This is a genomic window from Bacillus sp. GW823-FHT06A11 (genome assembly GCF_058795355.1).
The window spans coordinates 17049-38658 of sequence record NZ_JBXAHS010000001.1 but is presented as its reverse complement, the minus strand read 5'-3'; the positions used below and the strand labels follow the sequence as shown (position 1 = coordinate 38658).

The following is a 21610-nucleotide window of genomic DNA, read 5'->3' as shown; positions in this document are numbered from 1 at the left end:
ACAATGACAAATCTACGGTCTGAGGAACATGACCTTCATAAAAGGCTAAGTATCATTGGATGGGATTGCAAGACAAATCAAAGTCCCTATTTTTGAATTTTTAAGTTGATGGATGTGTGGCGGTACCCCATAGCTATTAAGTTAATATTTTAAATTACCCCCATAACGAAAATTTTATATCACTACAACAGTCATTTATGAGAAGTTAAGGCATTTTATTTATTGCTATGCTGTTTTCTTGTGACACAGAGTACAATTATAGACAACATCTAAAATATTAAAGACTTTCTTTTTCTCATAACAGTGGAACTTTCGCCATTTTTCTGTAGGAGGATAAACAGGCGAAGCAGAATTACTTGAGTTGAAAGTTCTTGATACAATCCGATATAAGCTTAGTAAATTTCGTGGGTTTGTCCTGGTTATAGCTAGAATGAATTTGACAATTGTTACAGAAAAAAGAACTGACATTCTTACAAATCTGGAAAATTGAAAATGGCTGTTTATGAAACTTTCAATATTTATAATTAAAGTTGGTGCTACTTCTTTATTGCATTAGATAGCAATGTAATTTATAATACGTTTAAATGATTAAATTCTTAAACGGAAGGTAATGTTAGCGAAATGAACTGTAATGATAAAGTAATGCATATTTTAGAAAATTTAAGACCATGTTTCCAAGGGTTGGGAGATCCAACTCGTCAGCAAATTGTATCGCTTTTAATTGATAAAGATAGCTTGAATGTGACGCAAATTGCGGAGCATATTCCCATGTCAAGACCTACTGTATCTCATCATTTGAAAATATTGAAACAATCAGGGTTACTTCGAGTTCAGAAAAAAGGCACCGAAATGTATTATTGTCTTGAATTTAATGAAACAATAAATCTTTTAAAAGAACTTGTTTCTTTAGTTGAAGATGAATGTAAGAATTAGGTACTCATTTATAGTTTAGGGGCACCCTTTGTCCCTTTTTTTAGCGACATTATGTTAAAAGGTTTAAGTTTTTAATCATTTAAACTTATGATTTCACACTAATTAAAATGGAGGTTTCAGATGAATAAGAAAACAGTATTAATTGTTGGTGGGTATGGTGTTGTTGGTAGTCAAATTGCTCAAATTTTACATGATCGACATCCTGATTTGGAAATTAGATTAGGAGGAAGAACTTTAGGGAAAGCGTTACCTTTTGAATCAGATAGAGTAAAAATAGTCACTGTAGACAACACAACAGATGATCCGTTAAGAAATTTGGATGATAATTTCACATTAGTTGTTAATGCGGTTAATGACCCGCAAGATAGACTACTTCTATCTGCAGTTCAAAAAAAAATTCCATTGGTTGACATTACTCGTTGGACTGAACGTTTTAAGAGTTCTATTGATCGATTAAAAAATGTTGAGGTCCAATCCCCTGTTGTATTAGCTTCAGGGTGGATGGGAGGGACAGCAGCCCTTTTTGCTAAAATGTATTCAAAAGATATTCAAGAGGTTACGGTTGATATCAACGCACTATATTCTCTTCAAGACAAAGCAGGACCAAATTCAACAGCATATATGGACCGGTTAACGATTCCATTTGAAGTCAAAGCTCGAGAGGGAATGCGACAGGCTTATCCAATGACTGATCCGATCAAAGTCCGCTTTCCCAACGGTTATATAACCAAATGTTATCGTTTGGATACTCCTGATCACGTAACCCTGCCAGAATCAATTCATGCTGTTTCGGCTAACTTTCGGATTGCTTTTGATAGTAAAATATCTACATATGGACTGGTTTCTCTGGTGAATACAGGAATTTGGAAACTGATTAGTGGAGAAAAATTTAATGACTTACGAAAAAATATTCTTTATAAACCCGGAAGTGGAAGTGCACATAACATAGTTATTCATCTTAAAGGTTATGATGCTAATGGTGTATTGCGTAGGCGATGTGTGAACATATCAGATCCGTTAGGACAGACACATCTTACTGCTTTAGGAGCAGCTGTCCAAGCAGAGAACATTTTACAAACATCTGATATTATGGTTCTGGATTCTAAAATTTACTTTCCGGAAAATTTATTAGATTTGGGTATGAATGCATCTGTAATTTTAGATTTTTATAGGGAATATGGGGTTAATATTACGAAAGAAAATATATAAAAGGTATCGTTCTATTCGTGGTAGTACACATATGGCTATCAAGCAAAGAAGAGCAAATACCCCAAATAACTTAATGGCAGTTTAGTTTAATAAGAACCAATGGTAAAATGATGAGAATTAATTATGCTATGGGGCTGGTCAGTTGTAATTTTATAAAGGAGTTGTGAAAAGTTGAAATATCGCAAAGCAAATATCGATGATATTGATAAATTGGTCGAGTTAAGAAAAAGCAATTAGTTGATGAGGGGATAGAACCTAATATAGATATTGGTAGAGAACTATATGCTTTCTTTAAAAATAAACTAAGTGAAGGTACTTTAATTAAATGGCTAGTGGAAGATAATGAAGAAACTATAGCTTGTGGTGCAGTAATTTTTTATGAATTTCCACCTTGTTACACCAATAAGACTGGAAAAAAGGCTTATATCACAAATATGTATACTAATGAAAATTATCGTGGGCAAGGAATCGCAACAAAGCTGTTAACTAAATTAGTTGATGAAGTTAAGATTTCAGGTATCTCACAAATATGGCTTGGGGCTTCAAAAATGGGTAGACCAGTGTATAAGAAGTTTGGTTTTATGGAAACTGATGAATTTCTAGAATTAGGGTGTTTTTGCCCATCCACCGAAAAAGGGGAATAAGACAAGATATTCCAATGTGGAAAAGTAACTCTAAAATCAACCTTTATTATATATTTTGGAGTTACTTGACGTTAACTTTTCTACGGAAAGTTGACACTTTTATCCTATGCCTAAAGGCGGACTGAATTCCTGCATAGGTTTTCCAGTATCACTGAATTTGTAATGAAAAGTTGTGAACAATTGAAAAAATAATGGTTGAAATAATGAAAGGTGAAAAGGAGTTTATTTCTAATAAGCGAAATATTATATTGTATTGTTTTATCCTAAATTATTTGTAAAGGTGGATACATAATGACAGTAAAGAAGCTTTATTTCCTCCCAGCAGGTCGTTGTATGTTGGATCATTCTTCAGTTAATAGTACACTTACACCGGGTAAACTACTAAACTTACCTGTTTGGTGTTATCTTTTGGAGACAAAAGAGGGACTTATTTTAGTAGATACAGGTATGCCAGAAAGTGCTCTTAATAATGAGAATCTTTTTAAAGGTACATTTGTTGAAGGACAAGTTTTACCTAAAATGAATGAGAACGATAGGATCGCAAATATTTTAAAGCGTGCCGGATATGAGCCAGAAGATCTTCTTTATATCATTAGTTCTCACTTGCATTTTGATCATGCAGGAGGAAATGGCGTTTTTACAAATACACCAATTATTGTACAGCGTGCTGAATATGAGGTAGCACTCTACAGAGAGGAATATTTGAAAGAATGTATATTGCCGAATTTAAACTATAAAATCATTGAAGGAGATTATGAAGTAGTGCCAGGTGTGCAATTAATATATACACCGGGACATACGCCAGGTCATCAGTCATTATTAATTGAGACGGAAAAATCAGGTCCAGTGTTGCTAACTATTGATGCATCATATACGAAAGAAAACTTTGAAGATGAAGTACCGTTTGCTGGGTTTGATTCGGATTTAGCTTTATCTTCAATAAAACGTTTAAAAGATGTTGTTAAGAAAGAAAATCCGATTATTTTCTTTGGCCATGATATGGAGCAAGAAAAGGGCTGTAAAGTGTTCCCGGATTATTTGTGAGATAGCATATAAAAAGTCATGGGCTCGTTTGAGGTGACCCCGAAAGTTAGGTCATGACTTTTTGTTTTGGGGTGTTATAAAATTCTTAAGTTGATGGGCATGGGGTAATAATATGAATTGGAGGTTCCTTTCTAAGAGTAGGGAGTCTCTTTAATCTCGCTACCGATAATCAAATGATATGTTAATTAGATTTGAATATTGTATGCATCGCCTTTTCTTCAATAAATATTAAGTGATAAACTTCATATATAGTATATAAGGAGATTATCTCATGGGTTATTTGCAAATATTAGATGGGGAGTATTTGACACATACATAACCTAAAGATTTAGATGAAATTAATATAGATAAGTATTTACTACGATTGCCTTCCTATTTTTCTTAGAATTTTTTTAGTGAATCAAAATTTAAATTGCGTATACATCTTTTGTATTAGTAGACCTAAGTCTAAAAGTATGTACAATTACACCATTTGACTAATGGGTAAACTTCACAAACTGATATATACTAGTATTGTGTCTTGCCTTTTTAGGTGTAGTACACAGCCGGTGATTGGCTAGTGGATGTCCTTCCATTTTGCCAGTGCCGGTTTTTTGTTGGATAATAGAGAAGATGAAGTTTTTATAAGGAAAGAAGGGGTTGTTTTGAAAGATGTAAATTCTATCTTTATGAGAGAAAAGATTGCTAGTTTTTATCTTTATTTTATTTCTTTTCTTGGTTTGGTTACTATAACTATATCTTTACTTGAAATTAAAATCCCTTCTCATCTAACAATACTAATATTGTTGTTACTTTTTATGGGGATTGCAGAGTATTTTCCTGTAAGATTTTGGAGAGGAACTAGTTCGCTTACCTTTCCGATAATTTACGCTATGAGTTGGCAGTTTGGAATCCATATAACTATTGTTGCTATTGTACTTGTCACGCTAATTATTCACCTGCATCGTCGTTCACCGATACAAAGAATGTTATTTAATAGTACTCAACATGCACTTAGTTTGATCTTTGCCAAATGGTTTTCAGACAAATGTATGTCCTTAATAATTAATAAGATAGGTATGTCAGTTCTGTATGAGAATTTAATATCTTTGTTATTATTTTGCGTGTTTTTTTGTTTTTTCAACAATCGCTTTTATGATTTGTTAATGATACTTCTTCCGCAGCCATATTCAATTTATCAATGGTATAAAAAAACTATTACGGTATTTCTTTGCGAAACTTTTGGTTTCTCTTATGCGGCACTGATGCATGTACTAATTAGTACATATAGTGTGGAAGTAAACGAAATTACAGTACTGTTTTTCTTTTTTCCACTTGTAGCAACTTCCGTTATTAGTTCTTTTTCTGTACGGATAAGGATGGAGAAGGAACGATTATATGAGTTATTCCTTATTACGACTGAAATTAGTCGAGGATTAACCGGAGGAAACTTGAAACATATTAAACAAGCACTTAAAGGGTTTTTTGGCATACAAGCATATGTAATATGGACAAAAGATGATGGGAACTGGAATATTCTATTAAAAGATGGGAAAGTCCGCTCTGATATATCTGATGATTCAGAAAAGATCAGGGAGTTTGAGGAACTTTCTAAAAATCTTGTATTTAATGATTGGAAAATTGGCACGGCTCCTGAAGATGAAATATTTGATAGTGTTATACGCTCACTTGTATATTTTCCTCTTATAGTAAATGATGAATTAGTCGGAATGTTTGTTGCAGGGAAAAGTAGAAATGCAGGTTTCTTTCCGGAGGATGTACAGTCGTTAGCTACATTTTCTAACCAATTAGCTAACGTTGTTAAAACAAGGATATTGATTTCTGAACAGGAAAAAAGAATGATTTTAGAAGAAAGAAATAGAATCGCCCGTGAAATTCACGATGGTATTGCGCAAACATTAGCCGGGGTGATATTCCAACTAGAATCCGCGCAGAAAAAATACTGTGATAAACCAAAAGATATGCAGCAAGTAGTAGAGAAAAGCATAAAAGATTTAAGAGTAAGCCTAGGAGAAGTTCGCTATTCTATTTATGCTTTAAAACCATATCCGACACAACAATTAGGCCTTAAGCAGGCGATAGCAAGTAAAATAAAATCTTTAAAACAAGAATATGAACTAGATATTACATATCATGAAAGGGGTCATGCACGTGCGCTTAGTTTTTCAAAAGAAAGGGTTATTTTTGATACATTACAAGAGAGTTTGCAAAACATTGTAAAACATGCGCAAGCAAAAAAGGCTGATGTTTTAATCAGTTATCAAAGGGAGCACGTGCTTTTAAGAGTTAAGGATAATGGAGTTGGCTTTTCACTATTTGAGTCTATGGTTAAAACGAAGAATGAGCCACATTATGGTATATTACATATGAATGAACAAGCTGACCAATTAGGGGCTACTTTACAGATTGATAGTTCTGTAGGAAAAGGGACAGAAATTACACTGTTAATTCCAGATTCACAAACAAGGGGTGCGTAAAATGATTAAAATATTAGTAGTAGATGATCATGCTTTTTTACGGGATGCAATTCGGAGCATACTAGAGGATGAATCTGATATAAAAGTGGTTGGAGAAGCTAGCTCTGGGGATGGAGTATTGGGAAAAGTAGAAGAATGCCGACCAGATTGTATTTTGATGGATATTAATCTTCCAGGGAAAAATGGGATTGAAGCTACAGAGTTAGTGAAAAAAAAATATCCGAGTTGCCGTGTACTTGTGTTTACAATGTATGAACATGACGAGTATTTAATGGATGCACTCCAGGCCGGTGCTGATGGTTATTTATTGAAGGATTCATCATCAGATCAGGTAGTAGCAGCAATTCGAATGTTATATCGAGGCGATTCAGTCATTCATCCGCGTATGACTAAAAAATTAATTACATATCATCAGCAAAAAATGAAAGTAGAATCAAATGAAAATGAACTGACGGAACGTGAAAAGGAAATTCTCTTTGAACTAGTAAAAGGACTTAGTAATAAAGAAATTGCTGAAGTTTTATATATTAGTGATAAAACAGTTAAAATTCACATCAATAAAATTTTTAAAAAGCTAAATGTGAAAAGTCGATCGCAAGCAGTGATTTATGCAGTCCGAAATCAATTAGTTCCGCTAGATTAAATAAGAAATCTATCAAAGAACTATCGTGTCGCTTTATTCTGTATTACAAAGAATAAAGGACAAGGTAGTTCTTTTGTACTATGTAGGCATAGAATCCTTAGAGAAAAGATACTCCTTTTGTTTAATTTTCAGAATAATCAAAATGTGGAATAATAAAAATAGAATTACATTTTAATCTTGTTAATAATTCATTTTGTGAAAATCTTTTGTTGGAAATAAATGACGGAGGGCTCTTATAGAAAGAGTAAAGTGAGTGGTTAGCTATGTAAGGTATGGGGATGGTAGTAGTGTTGGAAATCTTTCATGATACAAAAGATTAAGATTAATAGAGTTTCCAATGCTACATGGGAATTTAAGAATCAATTTGTTTCAAAAAATAATATTAATAATGGGGAGATGTAATATGAAACGAGGGAAATTTGGAAAGATTCTTATTGGAACGTTAACAGCTGGAATGTTATTGTCTCAAGGAATTCCATATAACGTATTAGCGGAAGAGGTAAATACATCTACTTTAACTGGAATTGATGATGCAAATGCTATCTTAAAAGGTCTTACAAAGGAACAACGTAATGCCTTAAAAACGTTAGATACAAAACCAGGTTTTGTTATTTCGCCAGGTATCAATACAACAAGTCCTAATAATGTGAATGTGATTATAGAATTTAAGCAAGCGCCTAGCAAAATAGAGGTATTAAAACAAGCGGCTAAAGGGAAAAAAGTAGCTCTTTCAAATGCGGAACAAAAGGTAGAGGCATCACATAAAGGATTTAAAGCAGAGCTTGAGCAGCTTCAAAAGAATAAAGAGAAAGGAACAAATGTAAAATCTGCAAAAATAACAAGAGAATATAAGAATGCTTTTAATGGTGTAGCGATTTCTTTACCAGCAAATATGATCGAAGACTTAGTTCGTACCGGTATCGTTAAGCGCGTATGGGAAGATCATGAGGTTAAAATTGATTTGCCGAAAGAAACAACTAAGACTGCTGTTGAACCGAAAATGGCGGATAGTGTACCGCAAATTGGTGTGGACAAGCTGCATGATGAAAAAATAACAGGGAAAGGAATTAAGGTAGGTGTACTGGACACAGGTATTGATTACAACCACCCGGATTTGAAAGATGCATATAAAGGATATCGTGCAAAACAAGGTGAAGATCCAAGTAAAATAGATCCGAACTCCATAAAAGGATGGGACTTTGTTAATAATGATGCTGATCCAATGGAGACAACGTATAAGGATTGGCAAAATTCTGGAGGATATCCTGAGATTTATGAGGGGAGTGCATATTATACATCCCATGGTACGCATGTAGCTGGGACAATTGCTGCAGACAAACAGAATAGTGTGGATTATGCAGTGAAGGGTGTTGCTCCAGATGTAGATTTATATTCATATCGCGTATTAGGTCCATATGGAAGTGGACAAACAAGCGGTATTCTTGCTGCGATTGATAAAGCGGTGAAAGACGATATGGATGTTATCAATTTATCACTAGGAGCGTCTATTAATGATCCTTTATATCCTACTTCTGTCGCAGTGAACAATACGATGTTAGCTGGTGTTGTTACAGTAGTAGCAGCAGGTAACAGTGGTCCGGAAGAAGGTACCATTGGATCACCTAGTGCAGCGGCACTTCCAATTACAGTTGGAGCCAGTGATGCTGCAATGACGATCCCAACGTTTTCTATCGATGCAGGTGATTTACATGTGGATAAGATGATGCTACTTGGAAAAAGCTTTACTGATAAGATTGAAGATTTGAAAGGTCAATCCGTATCAGTTGTATATGCAGGGCTTGGAAAATCAAATGATTTTACAGGAAAAGATGTAAAAGGAAAATTAGCTCTTATCCAACGCGGTGAGATTACATTTGATGAAAAAATTAAGCATGCTAAGGAAGCAGGCGCAAAAGCGGTAATCGTATATAACAATGTAGATGGTGAAATTACAAGTTATCTTGGGGAAAGTACTTCGTCTATTCCATCGTTCCGCTTAACAAAAGTAGATGGTGAGAAATTACAAGTAAAAGCTGTACAAGGAGATGTGTCGTTAGCGTTTGGAGAACTAAGTAATATAAAAACAGAGGGAGATCACTTAGCTGATTTTAGCTCCCGCGGTCCTGCAACTAAGACAGATGATATTAAGCCAGATATTGTAGCACCAGGTGTGTCTATTTTCTCAACTGTTCCTGAATATATTAATGATCCAAAAGATGGAGATAATTATCCGGTAGCGTATGGACGTATGTCAGGTACCTCTATGGCAACTCCTCATACTGCAGGGGTAGCGGCACTTATTTTACAAGAACATCCAAACTATAGTCCATTTGAAGTAAAAGAAGCACTCATGAATACCGCAGTTGATTTAAAGGAAGAGCGTTCTGTATTTGAGGTGGGCTCAGGACGAATTGATGCATATCGTGCAGTTCATGCAGATACATCTATCGAGGTTGTTGATAAAACATCAAACGTTGTAGGTGATGAAGAAGTAGAAATTGAAGAAAAAACAGGTTCTATTGCATTTGGGTATAAAAATCAAATTGAAAATGGGCCTATTAAAGATAGTCGAAAAGTTTTAATTAAGAACAGCAGTAAAACAGATGGGAAAGAGTTTAAATTAGAGGTGAAATTTTCACCTACAAGTGTAGGTGTGCAAGATGCAGCGAAGAATGGTGTGAAGCTAAACGTACCAGATTCTATTAAAGTAGCTCCTGGTGCATCAGAGGAAATTAACCCTGAAATTACCATTCCAGAAAACGCTGAATTTGGTAGATATGAGGGCTATATTCATATTTCAAATAAAAACAATGAAAAAGAAGTATATCAAGTACCATTTGCAGTTAAATTCACAGAAAAAGGGATTGCGTCTGTAGATTTACTGAGAGATGCAATGGCAACAGATGCTTCTAAATTCCATCCATTTATGGAAAGACCAAGTTCGCCGTTGTCATTTAAATTAAATAGTCCTCTCGAAACCATTGATGCAATTGTGAAGGACCGAACGACAGGGAAGGCATTAGGAGTCGTTGGTACACTTAATGCAAGTAGTCTAACACCGAATGTTGAATATATGATGTTTTCTGGTATGGGAGGGTATGTACTTCCATTCACAGGAAATCCAGCTCATCCAATTGCGGATAAACCTGTTATGTTGCCTGATGGAGATTACGAATTGAACTTCGTTGGATATGATAAAGAAGGAAAATCTTATACAAAAGGCGATAGCATTATCATTGATAATGTAATACCTGAAATGAAATTTAAGGATGTACAACCTGGTATACACGAAGTCAATGATTCTATGTTTAAAGAAGAAGACGGCCAGCGTGCATTATGGGTGCATGGTAATATTTATGATTCTACAGTAGATGCATTAAAGGCAAAAGGCTTGCAATATGATCAAAAAGCGAATCAAATTGTATATTATCAAAACTCAGCCTTCCCATCGGGATGGTTGAATACAATTCAAGCAAATGGTGATTTTAAATTTGGAGTACTTCCAGAGGAAATAAATGAGCCGTTAAATTTAAAATTATTTGGATATGATCTTGCAACTGCAGGGAATATGGCAACTGGATATAAAGATTACGTCTTTGTAAAAGAAGGGACAGAATACGCTGTTCCAAGTTATGACAAAGATAAAATCAAATTAGGAGAGAAAATTACATTAACTTTGAATCTTAATAATGTAAAACAGCTTATGTCAGGTACATTTGAAATTCCTTATTACAAGCAGCTATTTAAATTTACAGATGTGAAACCAAATCCAGCACTTACGGAATATGTAGAACAACATGGATTGAACCTTAAATTAGAAGATCCGAAGATAAGTGAAGCAGGAGCTTGGGAAAACAAGGTGAAAGTTGGCGCATCATTGGAAGGAAAAGAATTTAAAGGATTAGATGGAGATAAACCATTTTTAGATGTTACATTCGAGATGACGAACGATGAATACTTTAATGATTTGACTGCATTTGGAGTAGATAAGTTCTCTTATACAAAAGTTGGTGCATCAGAAGGCATTGAGATTCCTGCGTTTAAAGATAAATCTTTTGCTATTGTTTCGAAACATTCAACGGTTACAGGATATATTGGCCCGGAAGCTTTCTTGAATGAAGAGGGGTATTTAGGTAAGAAAGACTATACAAAACTAGGAGCAAAAGTGTACGCAGTTGGAAAGGATGGAAAGAAATATACAGGAACGATTGGTGATAACGGACAATTTGAAATTCATAGTGTTCCAGTAAGCGATAAAGAATATGATATTTTCGTAGAAATGCCAGGTCATTTAAATAGTAAATTAACAACAAAAATAGGGAAAATGCAGGATGGAGAATTAGTGGGACAAAACTTTAGAGCTGACATGGATGATAACCTTGCAGGTGATGTAAACGGCGATAAAATGGTAGATATTCAAGATGCTAGAATAGCAGCTTTATCGTATGGAAAAGGAAAAGTATCTGTAAAAGATGGAGATATAAATCAAGATGGTGTTGTAGGTGAAACGGATGTTCGTTTAATTGAGAAAAACTTCTTGAAAAAGGGCCCAGATGCTAAAGGAAACGAGAAACCGAAAGAAAATGTAGGGCCAGTGACGTTAGAGAAAATTTTACGCTCTATCGGTTTAGAACCAAAAAAATAAGTGGACAAACTTCTAGAGTAAATAAAGGCATCAGACAATGGATATTAAATGAAATGGATTGGTTAACAAATGACCGGAAATGATTTACGGTAACATTACCGGTCATTTTAAGAGTCATAGTCGTTTGGGTACATGAAGTAACTAGTTTAAAGTAAGTTTGCTTTCATTATGGGACAAGGAAGTTGCTTAATTATTATTGTTGTTTGTGGGATGGAAATAAGGTTTGTAGTTTAAACTTTAACAATAGGGGGACTTGTGAAATGGGTATGAAGAAAAAACTTGGTATGGGTGTTGTAACTGCAGTGCTTGGCTTATCCTTAATTGGCGGGGGAACATATGCATATTTTAGTGATAAGGAAGTATCACAAAACACGTTTGCAGCGGGTACTTTAGATTTGAGTGTGAATCCAGAAGTTGTTATTAATGTCGACAATCTGAAACCAGGTGATGAAATGGAACGTGGTTTTCAATTAGTAAACAAAGGAACCTTAGCAATAGGAGATGTGAAACTCCTGACAGATTACAGTGTAATCGATGCGAAAGGGGATAATGGAAATGCTGATTTTGGTGATCATATCCGTGTTGATTTCTTGTGGAACTTGGATAAAAATGAGGTTCCAATTTGGTCTACTACATTATCTGAATTAAAGGTAGCTACGCAAAATGGAAATATTCCTAATCTTGTAAAGAACGGTATTGTAGATCGAGAAGGAAATGGACTTGCTCCAGGTGATGATGATACATTTTATGTAATGTTTACATTCGTAGATAACGGTGAAGAACAAAATGTATTTCAAGGAGATGCGTTGAAATTAAATTGGACTTTTAATTCCATGCAAGCAAGCGGTGAAGAAAAGTAAGTGTAATAATTTGTATACTATATGTGTGAGACATATCGTATACAAATGAAAAGAACTGTTTTGAAATGAAGGCGTTTATCCTCAATGGTAAAACTCCTTATAAAAATATGGGTGAAAAACTTGATGATGATTTCCCTTTTAAAACACATCGTAAAAATATTTTGCGATGTGTTTTGTTGTAAGTTGGAGAGTACAGAAATATTAAATGATTATCCAGCTTTTGAGATACTTTGAGGGAATTTAGCACCTTACGCTAGCTTAGCAGCTTTCCTGAAGGGGATTTTGTTTTTTTACATGACGAAATGCTTAAAAACATAATATAAAATAAACATGTTTGATTTTCATCCATGTTTAATTTTTATAAACATCCATTACTTTAAACGTTTGACAAACGAGCATTAAGTCTGGAGTAAAAGTAAGTCCATACCGACTTAATTCCCAAGTGAAAAATTTAACGTGCTCACTATACCAATAATCATAGCTTAAATCGCCTTCACCCTCAGATCTTGCAAAATTACTTGTTACTTCATTCATTTTTAGTAAATCGATCTTTGTATATTTTATAATTGCTAATGGATTATTGTCTCCATCCAATACAATATCGTACTGACCAACTTTTTGAATTTCTTCCCCTTCAAGCTCATAAACACAATGTGCAGCGCATGTTCCTGTTTTGATTCCTTTAACTACTAAACTTCCTAATTCATCTCCCATTTCTTTGGAACCATCTCCAAACATCCATGCATCTGGAACACTCATGTTTAACTCATTTTCTTTAGAGTACATATACCAATATTCTTCTATCTTATTAACTGACATCTGTCACTCATCTCCTTAATATTTAAATATTTTGAATTTAACACACGGCATATTATCTGTCAATATTTTAGAAGAACTTGCAATACAACTACATCGATAAATGTTTATAAAAAATATAACTCTTCGTAAACATATTTTCCATTCTGTATATTAATGCGAATAAACGAAACTCATACTGTTATTCTGCTGAAATCGTTACGGAAAAGTAAAATAGTGGATAAAAGAACAAACTATAAATAGTTTTATTTACCAATAATATTTTCTTTGTTTCGTAGCATATTAAACGTACAGGAGGTGATATATGATGGCAAACAATCGTAACAACTCTTTAGTGGTTGCAGGTGCAGAAAGCGCACTGGATCAAATGAAATATGAAATTGCACAAGAATTCGGCGTACAATTAGGCGCGGATTCAACTGCAAGAGCGAACGGCTCTGTAGGTGGAGAAATCACAAAACGTCTCGTTGCTATGGCAGAACAGCAACTTGGTGGATATAACAAATAATGCTAGGTATAAAGTAGAAAAAGGAGAGATTATTTCTCTCCTTTTTTGTTTTGTATTCGATTATAAATAGTATATTTGTTATCTTTCTTGTCTCTCATTATTTGTTTCTTCCAGCCACTTAGAAACGGATTCTTGCATACGAGATTCTAATGATTGTATTATTTTATTTGATATAGCAAGTGCTTGATCCGCATACTTATTCGGGAACATGTTGCGCAAAGTAGGTTCATTTTCAGCACCATCTCCTGGTTCATGGTAATCTTCAATGATGTAATCATCCCCATTTTTTGTGACTGTCACACGGACTGGAAGTAAATGTCCTGCTTGAGGAACTGTCTGTGTTTCGCGGTTATATCCTTGCATGAGGGAATGGAGGTAGACATACATTTTTTCATCCTTCATCTCAGTTCCATAGATTACATGCGTCTCAAATTGTTTTTCTGTATGATTTAATTTGTCTTGATTCCAGGCAATGATACTTTCTGAAATAAGGGAATCTAGTTTGCTGTTAAGCGGAATATCCGTTACATCCTTTACCTCATTTTGGACAGAATCACACCCTGTTGCAATGAAAACGAGTATGACAATACTTACGGTAATTATTATCTTTCTCAAAATCTTATTTTCATATGTTAATGCAAAACGTCTGCTCATCAATTCACTCCATTTCTCTTTGTGCTAATCATCCACTGACATAACTCTTTTATATGACAATAGTAAAATCGTCTTCAAACTAGAAACTTATTCTATCCAAGGAAATATATTGAATTATATAATACATACTATACATTCTTACACATAACGGGAGAGACTCTATGAGAAAAGTTATAATGTATTGCGGGATCTTTATTATGATTCTTTTAAGCGGTTGTATCCGATTCGGAAAAGACATTACAGATACAATCTATCTCATTCCTGAAGCATACGAAGGAGACCTTTTGGTTATATACAATGTTCCAGGAGCTGAGTTGTTGCCAGAAGAAGATGGATTTCGTGTCGTCACTTTTTCTGCAGACGGGACCGCAGTTACATCTACAGCCGATATGAAATATGGGGAAGTCAATGACACGTATTACACGGTTAACAAGGAAGGTAAGCGCACCAAACTTGATGAAAGCTGTATACGCGTTGGTTCAAATGGAAGCACTACTGAAAACATTGGTAAAGAAAATGAGCATACATTCTCATACGCGAAATTGGAAGTTACAACTAGTGCTTGCTCACAAAGATTTTCATCATACGGGAGAGAAGTATCTGAAAATCAAGAACATCCTGTAGAGAAGAAATTGAGGGAATTATTGGTGCTCGTAAAAGAGCAGTATATGAAAGTGAAATACTAAATTTTCAAAAGGATGAATGGATGATGTTAGGGATAGGGTTGATTGTAGTAGGCGTTTTACTTGTCAGCGTTGTATCTTACCGAGAAATAAAGAAAGCAGGGGGCGTAACCTGGATTGAAATTCTAGTATATCCCTTTTTATTATTAATAGGCGCGTTACTCGAACATTTTGATCTGCCAGATTTTTTAATATTTTTAGGTTTGGTATGTATTGTTTTTGGTAGCTGTATGGTCATGGGCGTCAATATTCTATAACATTAAGAGCAAAGCATCTAGTTCAGATGCTTTTTTATTTTATTTTGTAGTTTTTATTTTTAATGTCTATCACACTAGTTACCCAGACATACAGGGTTCCAAGTGCTGGTAAAAAACTTAGCAAGTTGAATGTATTCTCTATAATATAGAATGAAATAAAAATGGAGGAAAAATAAATAGACAATGCAAGAAAAATGTATACGTCACGTTTTAAAGATTTTAAACTTTGCACTTTATTCACCTCAGCTTTTCTGGCATTATGTTTTAAATAAGAACCCGCAAGTTTGCAGATTCTCTTGGTGATGATTTTTAAATATGTAACTCGATTCTAAAATACGGTATATTGAGTCACTATAAAAATCAAATATTAATTTTCTAAAATAATCTTATGCAAATCTTATTGCGTTAGAAACACAGCCCGAATCATAACAATTGTAAATGGATCTAATTCGTTATCGGCCATACCAGTATCCGTATCTTAACCAATGACAAATCCTATCATACCTTTTAAAATACCAACATGGATTGTGGCATCCACATTAACTGTTACAAATTTCATCACGTTTAATTTCGTTTCTATCGTAGTCTTGGATTTCCCATGTGATCATGCGTTCTGTAAGCTAATAAAAAACGCACCGTAACCCAGTGCGTTTCAGACAAATATACCTATATGTTTTACTTTGTAATTTGGAAGGAACCACCATAATAATATGAATTGTCTACTTTTAGTACTGCCACATATGTACCTGGTGTGTAAACCGTTGTAATTGGTGTTGTGAACCTAGAATAGTAGTGGTGCCCAGCCTCACCTGCAGAAATGGTTTTGTAGCGTTGCAATTTACCTTCTCCGTTCAATCGATAAATCTTTACAACACCTACATCTTTTCCGCCTATATACACCGTCGTATCAAACGTACCACCTTGTTTTAACGTACCAGGGGCTAATTCTTGTAGATAGTCCACATTGTGATGCAATAAGAAATACGTCTGCCATGGCCAATCATCCACAATAGCTGAAGCTTGCTTAATCGTATTTACTTCAGCGCGCGCTTTATCAGGTAGCGTACTGTCTAAAACGATAAAACCCGAAAAGGTTAAGGCACCGATTAAAGCAAATGAACATAATTTTTTCATATTAAATTCCTCCCGTTTATCTGACATTGTCATAGTCCACTTACAGGTATTAGGTTGTCATCCATTAATTGGATTATTATTCTAAAATCAATATATCATTTTCTTTCAATTTAATCAAATTAGAATTTTCTAACAAGTGATGAGGATAGTTAAAATTCAATCTTTCTCCGTTTTTTCTATCATACAGAAGAAAGAACAGAGGCGATAAAGAAATTTTATTCCGCTCTCTTTTCAAATTAACAACATTTCCCGTTTGTACGGTACGAGACTATATTAAACATAAAATAGACACGAAAGGGGATTGGAATTAGCGAATATTTACATGGAATCTAGGAGATGCAAGCTCAACATTTCATAACGGATCGATGGTTCCATTTCAACAGACTCCGAATCCGACATTAATTTTGTTCTGTTTACTCATGAGGTAACGGAAGAGAATTTAGAAAAACTTGCTACAATTGCTCATCAGTATACAGAGGATACCATCCATTGTTACAATTACGGCAGTGTAGAAAAAGTAGGATAAAAGAAGAAAACATACTGTTCCAAATTAATATTCCGTGTGTTTTTTTGAACATACATTCCTTTATTTAATGTATATATTGAATATATGGATATATTGTGTTATGATGTGAATTAGAAACTCGCGTGTTTCAAATACAACATTTTTATCTTCTTGATGACCTCTTATCTTTCCGTAAGAGGTCTTTTTTTATCCCTCCTCATTTGCATAGCCGTTAAAATACTATGAACAGATACTAGGAGACTACTACACTGTGATACTCTCTAGTATTTTTTCTTTATCCATATTATCTATTGTTGAGTAAATGATTAATTGTTAATTTTTGTATAATCTTTATAAAATAATAAAGGGGTATATATGAATAGGTATGTCCTTTTTATGTAATGATAATGCGAATTGAAGTGTAATACTGAAACGGTAAGAATCAGGGCCGAAACAGATAGTTAGGAAAGTAAAACAGTAACAGCAGACAATACTTATAATGAAAACGTTCATAATGGACTGTCTATGGATGGAGAAAAAAATACGAAAAGATAAAAGGGGCAAATGAATATGAACAGAGCCTTTAAAGGTATCGTATTAGCAGGTCTAAGTGTTAGCGGGTTGTACAATAGAAACATATGTCCTAACGCAGTCCAGAATATAAGCATGTAGATAAAGTATTCTTAGCTGATAAAATGGTAGAAGACAAGAAGACTATAGCAATGAAGAAATTGAAAGAGAACTAAGAGGTTTAGCATCCTGACTTTCTAAATAACATGAGTGTTTCTATAGAATGAATCCTTAGGAGGGCTATTGTGGAACCTTTAATCAATGGTATTTTATACTTTGTATTTTTTTTTGGAGCACTGTTTCTTATACTGGGTACTGCATTGGTTTTATTTATCGTGGCTGCATTACTAATAATCTGGAAGGAGAATCTATCATTTCTAATGATTAGTTTAGGTATAAATATACTTGTCATTCCATTGTCTTTTTTTATTGGCGGGATGGCAACAGATTCCCCTGGTAGTACGATGCACGATTTTTGGAAAGTATTTTTCTTTATTCAGGTAATTCCGTTCCCTCTAGTACTGCTATCTTTAGTTTGGTGGCTTATTCGTCGAAAAAAAGCAAAAGTTCATGTGTAGCGTTTTTAATGCAAATAAGCTGTCCGTTTGGGGAGTTTATTGTATTTATTACTAAACGTGATTATTTCCAAAATGAATGCAATAACACTATACAGTTAAATAGAAGGTGAAACATATTGAAATCTTATCAAACGTTAGCCCACTTGTATGCATTAGGACTAGGCTGCGGGCTTTGGGATAGAGAGGAGGTAATTTCATGGTGCGATAGGTTGATTGAAGCAAATGAGCACCCGCCATATGAAATTATGGAGATATCTTTAATGTCTAAAGCAAAGCTGATATATATAGAATCGGCTTTACTGTCATATAGCCGCATAGTTGATGAAAAATACTCGGTAAATATCCTTCTTTCTGTCTTAAATGAAAAGTTAGTAGCTCAGAAATGTAATGTGAAACAAGCGCTTACTTGCTCCACTCGTTTACTAGTAAACAGAGGCGTATATTGGGAAGAGGAATATTTTGATTTATACAGCCTTGATGATAGCTATGATATTGCACAGGAAGGGATCCATTTTAATAAAGAAGATGTGATTACTGCTTATATCGATACATTAGGTGCTTTTCGCGTCCATTTTAACGAGTTTGAAGATCTATATTTGCAAGTCATGAAACAGAAGTGGCAAGGGTAGAAGGCAGGAAAAGGAATCATTGAATCGTAAGAGTTACTTCCTGTATTTATCACCAAATTTATCTAGCCAAGACGAATCTGTCTTCGTGTTGATGAATTTTTGTCTCTTAATAACTTAATGCTATCATCTTTAATTTTTCCGACAGCAAGCAAAGCTAGCATTTTTAATGCATAATCAGACGCTTGTAAAGGAGCATCACTAATTAAATTTTTACCAGAGAGTAATTTATTTAATTAGTAGAAAAAGGAAGGGACCTATTTGGCTCCTTCCTTTTTCTCATACATACATAACGCTTGTTGACAACTTATGAAATAATAGCATTCATCGCTATTAAAATATAGCACTAAAAGCGATTTAATGGATATGCAATTATACATATCTGTTTAATTGCATGAATGGGAACAAAATGATTTAACTCTTCCGGTATGGAAACAAATAGATTCAGGTATATTTAGGGTAAGAAGACCTGATTATTGATTGCTGGTTAAATCATATTTCTACGTATCTGAAACAAATTATTTCACTGGATTGTATGTTATAGATGGTGAGGGATTTATGAAATGTAGATTGTTTCTTGGTTTTTTGCTCGTGATTTTACTTTGAGGATACATCGGAAAAGAAGTTACGTTATATACGATTCAAAAAGGGTTATTAGTTAGTGCATCCATAGATACGCTCCGTTTCCTGTTTCCTATCCTACTAAATTACCATTCCAAGCAGATACCTTCTCTTTCAAACAATTCATCCATTGAATAAAGATAATTCCGCCATACGTATCGGAGGGCATGAAGCTTTCTTAATACCATTTGGAATATATTTCAATATACTTCCCATACTATAACAGATCGAAAATTTCTCTATTGGAGGTATATAATGGCATATCCATTTCGTAACTTAGTATTTGAAGGTGGCGGAGTAAAGGGAAGCGCTTATATAGGTGCCATCCGTGCACTAAATGAAGAAGGGATTTTACCAGAAATACAACGATTTGGGGGGACTTCAGCAGGAGCGATTACTGCATTACTTTTAGGTCTTTCCATTCCATTCGCAGATCTTGTAAAAATCCACAAAGACATGAATTTTAAAGCGTTTAAAGATGATGATTTTTCGATTGTACAAGATAATATTCGTTTATTTTTTGATGGTTTTGGTATCTATAAAGGGGATTTCTTCACTGAGTGGGTAGGAAAGATCGTTGAAAAGTGGACAGGGAGTAAGGACACAACCTTTCAGCAGTTATATGACAAAACAGGAAAAGACGTGTTTTTCCAAGGAACGAACATTTCTACACACCAGCTTCGTACGTTTTCTCGCGAAACGACACCTGATGTCCCGTTAGTAGTTGCTGTGCGGATTTCGATGTCCATCCCATTCTTTTTTAAATCTGTGGAATGGGATAAAGATTATTATGTAGACGGAGGTGTACTGGATAACTACCCAATTCGTTTATTTGATCGGAAAAGTTTTGTGAATAAAGAAGAACACTTCACGACCACAGATACGATTGACGAGGTTAATAAACTGGTAAGCAATACGGAGGATCATTCTACACTAAGAAGCTTACACACGAAATACAATGCATCTTTCTTTGATCCTGCAGATGAAATTGTCTACAACAAAGAAACACTGGGTTTCCGTTTAGAATCTCAGGCCGAGATTGCCATGTTAAAACATATCGCAACTTCAACAGAACATCATATTGGCCATTCTCTTATTCATTTTGCATGGAATTTGTCTCAAACGATGATCAAAGGTCATGAGAGCGGAAAAACAACCAAAGAAGATGCTGCCCGTACTGTATTTATCAATACATTCTTTACGCCGTCGTTTAATTTCGATATCACAGAAGAAGAAAAGAAAACACTCATGAATTCAGGCTATACTTCTACTAAAGACTATCTACATCAGTTTAATACGTCTGAAGTAAAATTGTTTAATCGACCATAAAGCCGAGTGCAATGCACTTGGCTTTTTTTAATCGTCCTGTAAATTCTTTTTTTAGTAGCTAATAAAAATTCAGATAGACTATGCATAGAACAAGAGAAAGGAGATAACAGAAAGTAATAAATATAAGTTTTGATGACTTCTTATTTTGTAAAACTAGGGTGTAGAAAGGGTGAAACAGGTGGAAGAAAAACGAATTATGATTTATACAATTTTTCGGCTAACACAGTACAAAAGAGAAGCCTAAAACGGTGGATAGGAATGTATCAAAAAATGAATAGAGTAGCAAGACGGATTTATTGTGAAAGTAGGGATTTTCCTTTTTCTTTCTACTGATAATAAAGCGTTATGTAGACTGGGAATGTATAAGGTATTCATTGCTATTCCTTCAAAATGCTGATGTTACATCATATTAAAATAACCTCTAATTTAAGTATTGAAATTCTCTAAATCTCAATGTATTATATTCTTGTATTTTCTCACTTTGCTAAGCCTAGAAAACATCATCACTTCTGAAAGAACTCGAACTCCAGCGGGTTCTTTGAATTTACTTGAACTTATTTTTGAATCATTGTATTATATTTCCGAGTCTTACTCATATAAATCATTATCAGGAGAATCTGCAAATTTGCAGGTTCTTTTTTATTTTATTGAAAGTAAAATTTTAGCCAGTCATTTATTTTCATATTTTTGGTTTTTATACGTGTTTGGTAAAAATCAATGAGTTGCAAAAAAATACTATGCTGAAATCTAGTTCGGTATAGCAATGTGCATATAAAAGATCCCACTTTGCTATATCCCCTAAAAAGAGTCATAAAAATCTATATTTTTTTAATTCAGTTGCATACTACAAAACTTCTTTTAAAAGAAATGTATG

The 21610-nt window shown here is 34.3% G+C and carries 16 protein-coding genes and 2 pseudogenes; 14 read left to right on the top strand and 4 right to left on the bottom strand.

The window, feature by feature from the left end; genetic code table 11:
- Positions 1-225 precede the first annotated feature (225 nt).
- A pseudogene (locus AC1Q8L_RS00165) lies at positions 226-374 on the bottom strand (IS4 family transposase); the annotation flags it as partial.
- A gap of 247 nt (positions 375-621) precedes the next feature.
- Between AC1Q8L_RS00165 and AC1Q8L_RS00160 the strand changes: the two are divergent.
- From AC1Q8L_RS00160 to AC1Q8L_RS00125, 8 genes and pseudogenes are all read left to right on the top strand, one after another.
- Positions 622-933, top strand: a complete 312-nt coding sequence (locus AC1Q8L_RS00160; protein WP_000995770.1) for an ArsR/SmtB family transcription factor — start codon at positions 622-624, stop codon at positions 931-933.
- Between the two features lie 120 nt (positions 934-1053).
- Positions 1054-2142, top strand: a complete 1089-nt coding sequence (locus AC1Q8L_RS00155) for a saccharopine dehydrogenase family protein (protein WP_098311986.1) — start codon at positions 1054-1056, stop codon at positions 2140-2142.
- A 171-nt stretch (positions 2143-2313) separates the two neighbouring features.
- Positions 2314-2786, top strand: a pseudogene (locus AC1Q8L_RS00150) (GNAT family N-acetyltransferase).
- A gap of 291 nt (positions 2787-3077) precedes the next feature.
- Positions 3078-3830, top strand: a complete 753-nt coding sequence (aiiA, locus tag AC1Q8L_RS00145; protein ID WP_000216603.1) for a quorum-quenching N-acyl homoserine lactonase AiiA — start codon at positions 3078-3080, stop codon at positions 3828-3830.
- A 644-nt stretch (positions 3831-4474) separates the two neighbouring features.
- Entirely contained in the window at positions 4475-6307 is a 1833-nt protein-coding gene (locus tag AC1Q8L_RS00140; protein WP_002094017.1) for a GAF domain-containing sensor histidine kinase, read from the top strand.
- A 1-nt stretch (position 6308) separates the two neighbouring features.
- A complete protein-coding gene (locus AC1Q8L_RS00135) occupies positions 6309-6950 on the top strand; it encodes a response regulator (RefSeq protein ID WP_000590664.1) in 642 nt (213 codons plus the stop codon).
- Between the two features lie 403 nt (positions 6951-7353).
- Entirely contained in the window at positions 7354-11595 is a 4242-nt protein-coding gene (locus tag AC1Q8L_RS00130; protein ID WP_025118481.1) for a S8 family serine peptidase, read from the top strand.
- A gap of 260 nt (positions 11596-11855) precedes the next feature.
- Positions 11856-12455 (top strand): TasA family protein, encoded by a 600-nt coding sequence (locus AC1Q8L_RS00125; protein ID WP_000525504.1) that lies wholly within the window; start codon positions 11856-11858, stop codon positions 12453-12455.
- A 351-nt stretch (positions 12456-12806) separates the two neighbouring features.
- Here AC1Q8L_RS00125 and AC1Q8L_RS00120 read toward each other — a convergent pair whose 3' ends face one another.
- Entirely contained in the window at positions 12807-13274 is a 468-nt protein-coding gene (locus tag AC1Q8L_RS00120) for an ASCH domain-containing protein (protein WP_025118480.1), read from the bottom strand.
- A gap of 304 nt (positions 13275-13578) precedes the next feature.
- Here AC1Q8L_RS00120 and AC1Q8L_RS00115 point away from each other — a divergent pair, with 304 nt between their 5' ends.
- Positions 13579-13779: an alpha/beta-type small acid-soluble spore protein gene (locus AC1Q8L_RS00115; protein WP_000002881.1), complete on the top strand. Its 201-nt coding sequence runs from the start codon at positions 13579-13581 to the stop codon at positions 13777-13779.
- Positions 13780-13857: 78 nt separating this feature from the next.
- On the opposite strand, the gene AC1Q8L_RS00110 is transcribed toward AC1Q8L_RS00115, so the two are convergent.
- Entirely contained in the window at positions 13858-14433 is a 576-nt protein-coding gene (locus tag AC1Q8L_RS00110; protein ID WP_025118216.1) for a hypothetical protein, read from the bottom strand.
- A 161-nt stretch (positions 14434-14594) separates the two neighbouring features.
- Between AC1Q8L_RS00110 and AC1Q8L_RS00105 the strand changes: the two genes are divergently transcribed.
- Both AC1Q8L_RS00105 and AC1Q8L_RS00100 read left to right on the top strand, forming a co-directional pair.
- Positions 14595-15119 carry a DUF6843 domain-containing protein gene (locus AC1Q8L_RS00105; protein WP_025118217.1) on the top strand — a complete coding sequence of 175 codons (525 nt, stop codon included), beginning with the start codon at positions 14595-14597 and terminating at the stop codon, positions 15117-15119.
- Between the two features lie 20 nt (positions 15120-15139).
- The gene (locus tag AC1Q8L_RS00100) at positions 15140-15373 is read left to right on the top strand and encodes a hypothetical protein (protein WP_002094019.1); all 234 of its coding nucleotides are present in this window, start codon (positions 15140-15142) and stop codon (positions 15371-15373) included.
- Positions 15374-16048: 675 nt separating this feature from the next.
- On the opposite strand, the gene AC1Q8L_RS00095 is transcribed toward AC1Q8L_RS00100, so the two are convergent.
- A complete protein-coding gene (locus tag AC1Q8L_RS00095; protein WP_000732057.1) occupies positions 16049-16507 on the bottom strand; it encodes a DUF5065 family protein in 459 nt (152 codons plus the stop codon).
- A gap of 1320 nt (positions 16508-17827) precedes the next feature.
- Between AC1Q8L_RS00095 and AC1Q8L_RS00090 the strand changes: the two genes are divergently transcribed.
- The 3 genes from AC1Q8L_RS00090 (at position 17828) to AC1Q8L_RS00080 (ending at position 20736) form a co-directional block, all read left to right on the top strand.
- The gene (locus AC1Q8L_RS00090; protein WP_000433527.1) at positions 17828-18160 is read left to right on the top strand and encodes a hypothetical protein; all 333 of its coding nucleotides are present in this window, start codon (positions 17828-17830) and stop codon (positions 18158-18160) included.
- A 116-nt stretch (positions 18161-18276) separates the two neighbouring features.
- Positions 18277-18789, top strand: a complete 513-nt coding sequence (locus AC1Q8L_RS00085; protein ID WP_000844532.1) for a hypothetical protein — start codon at positions 18277-18279, stop codon at positions 18787-18789.
- An 873-nt stretch (positions 18790-19662) separates the two neighbouring features.
- Entirely contained in the window at positions 19663-20736 is a 1074-nt protein-coding gene (locus tag AC1Q8L_RS00080; RefSeq protein WP_000331130.1) for a patatin-like phospholipase family protein, read from the top strand.
- The last annotated feature ends 874 nt before the right edge of the window (positions 20737-21610 follow it).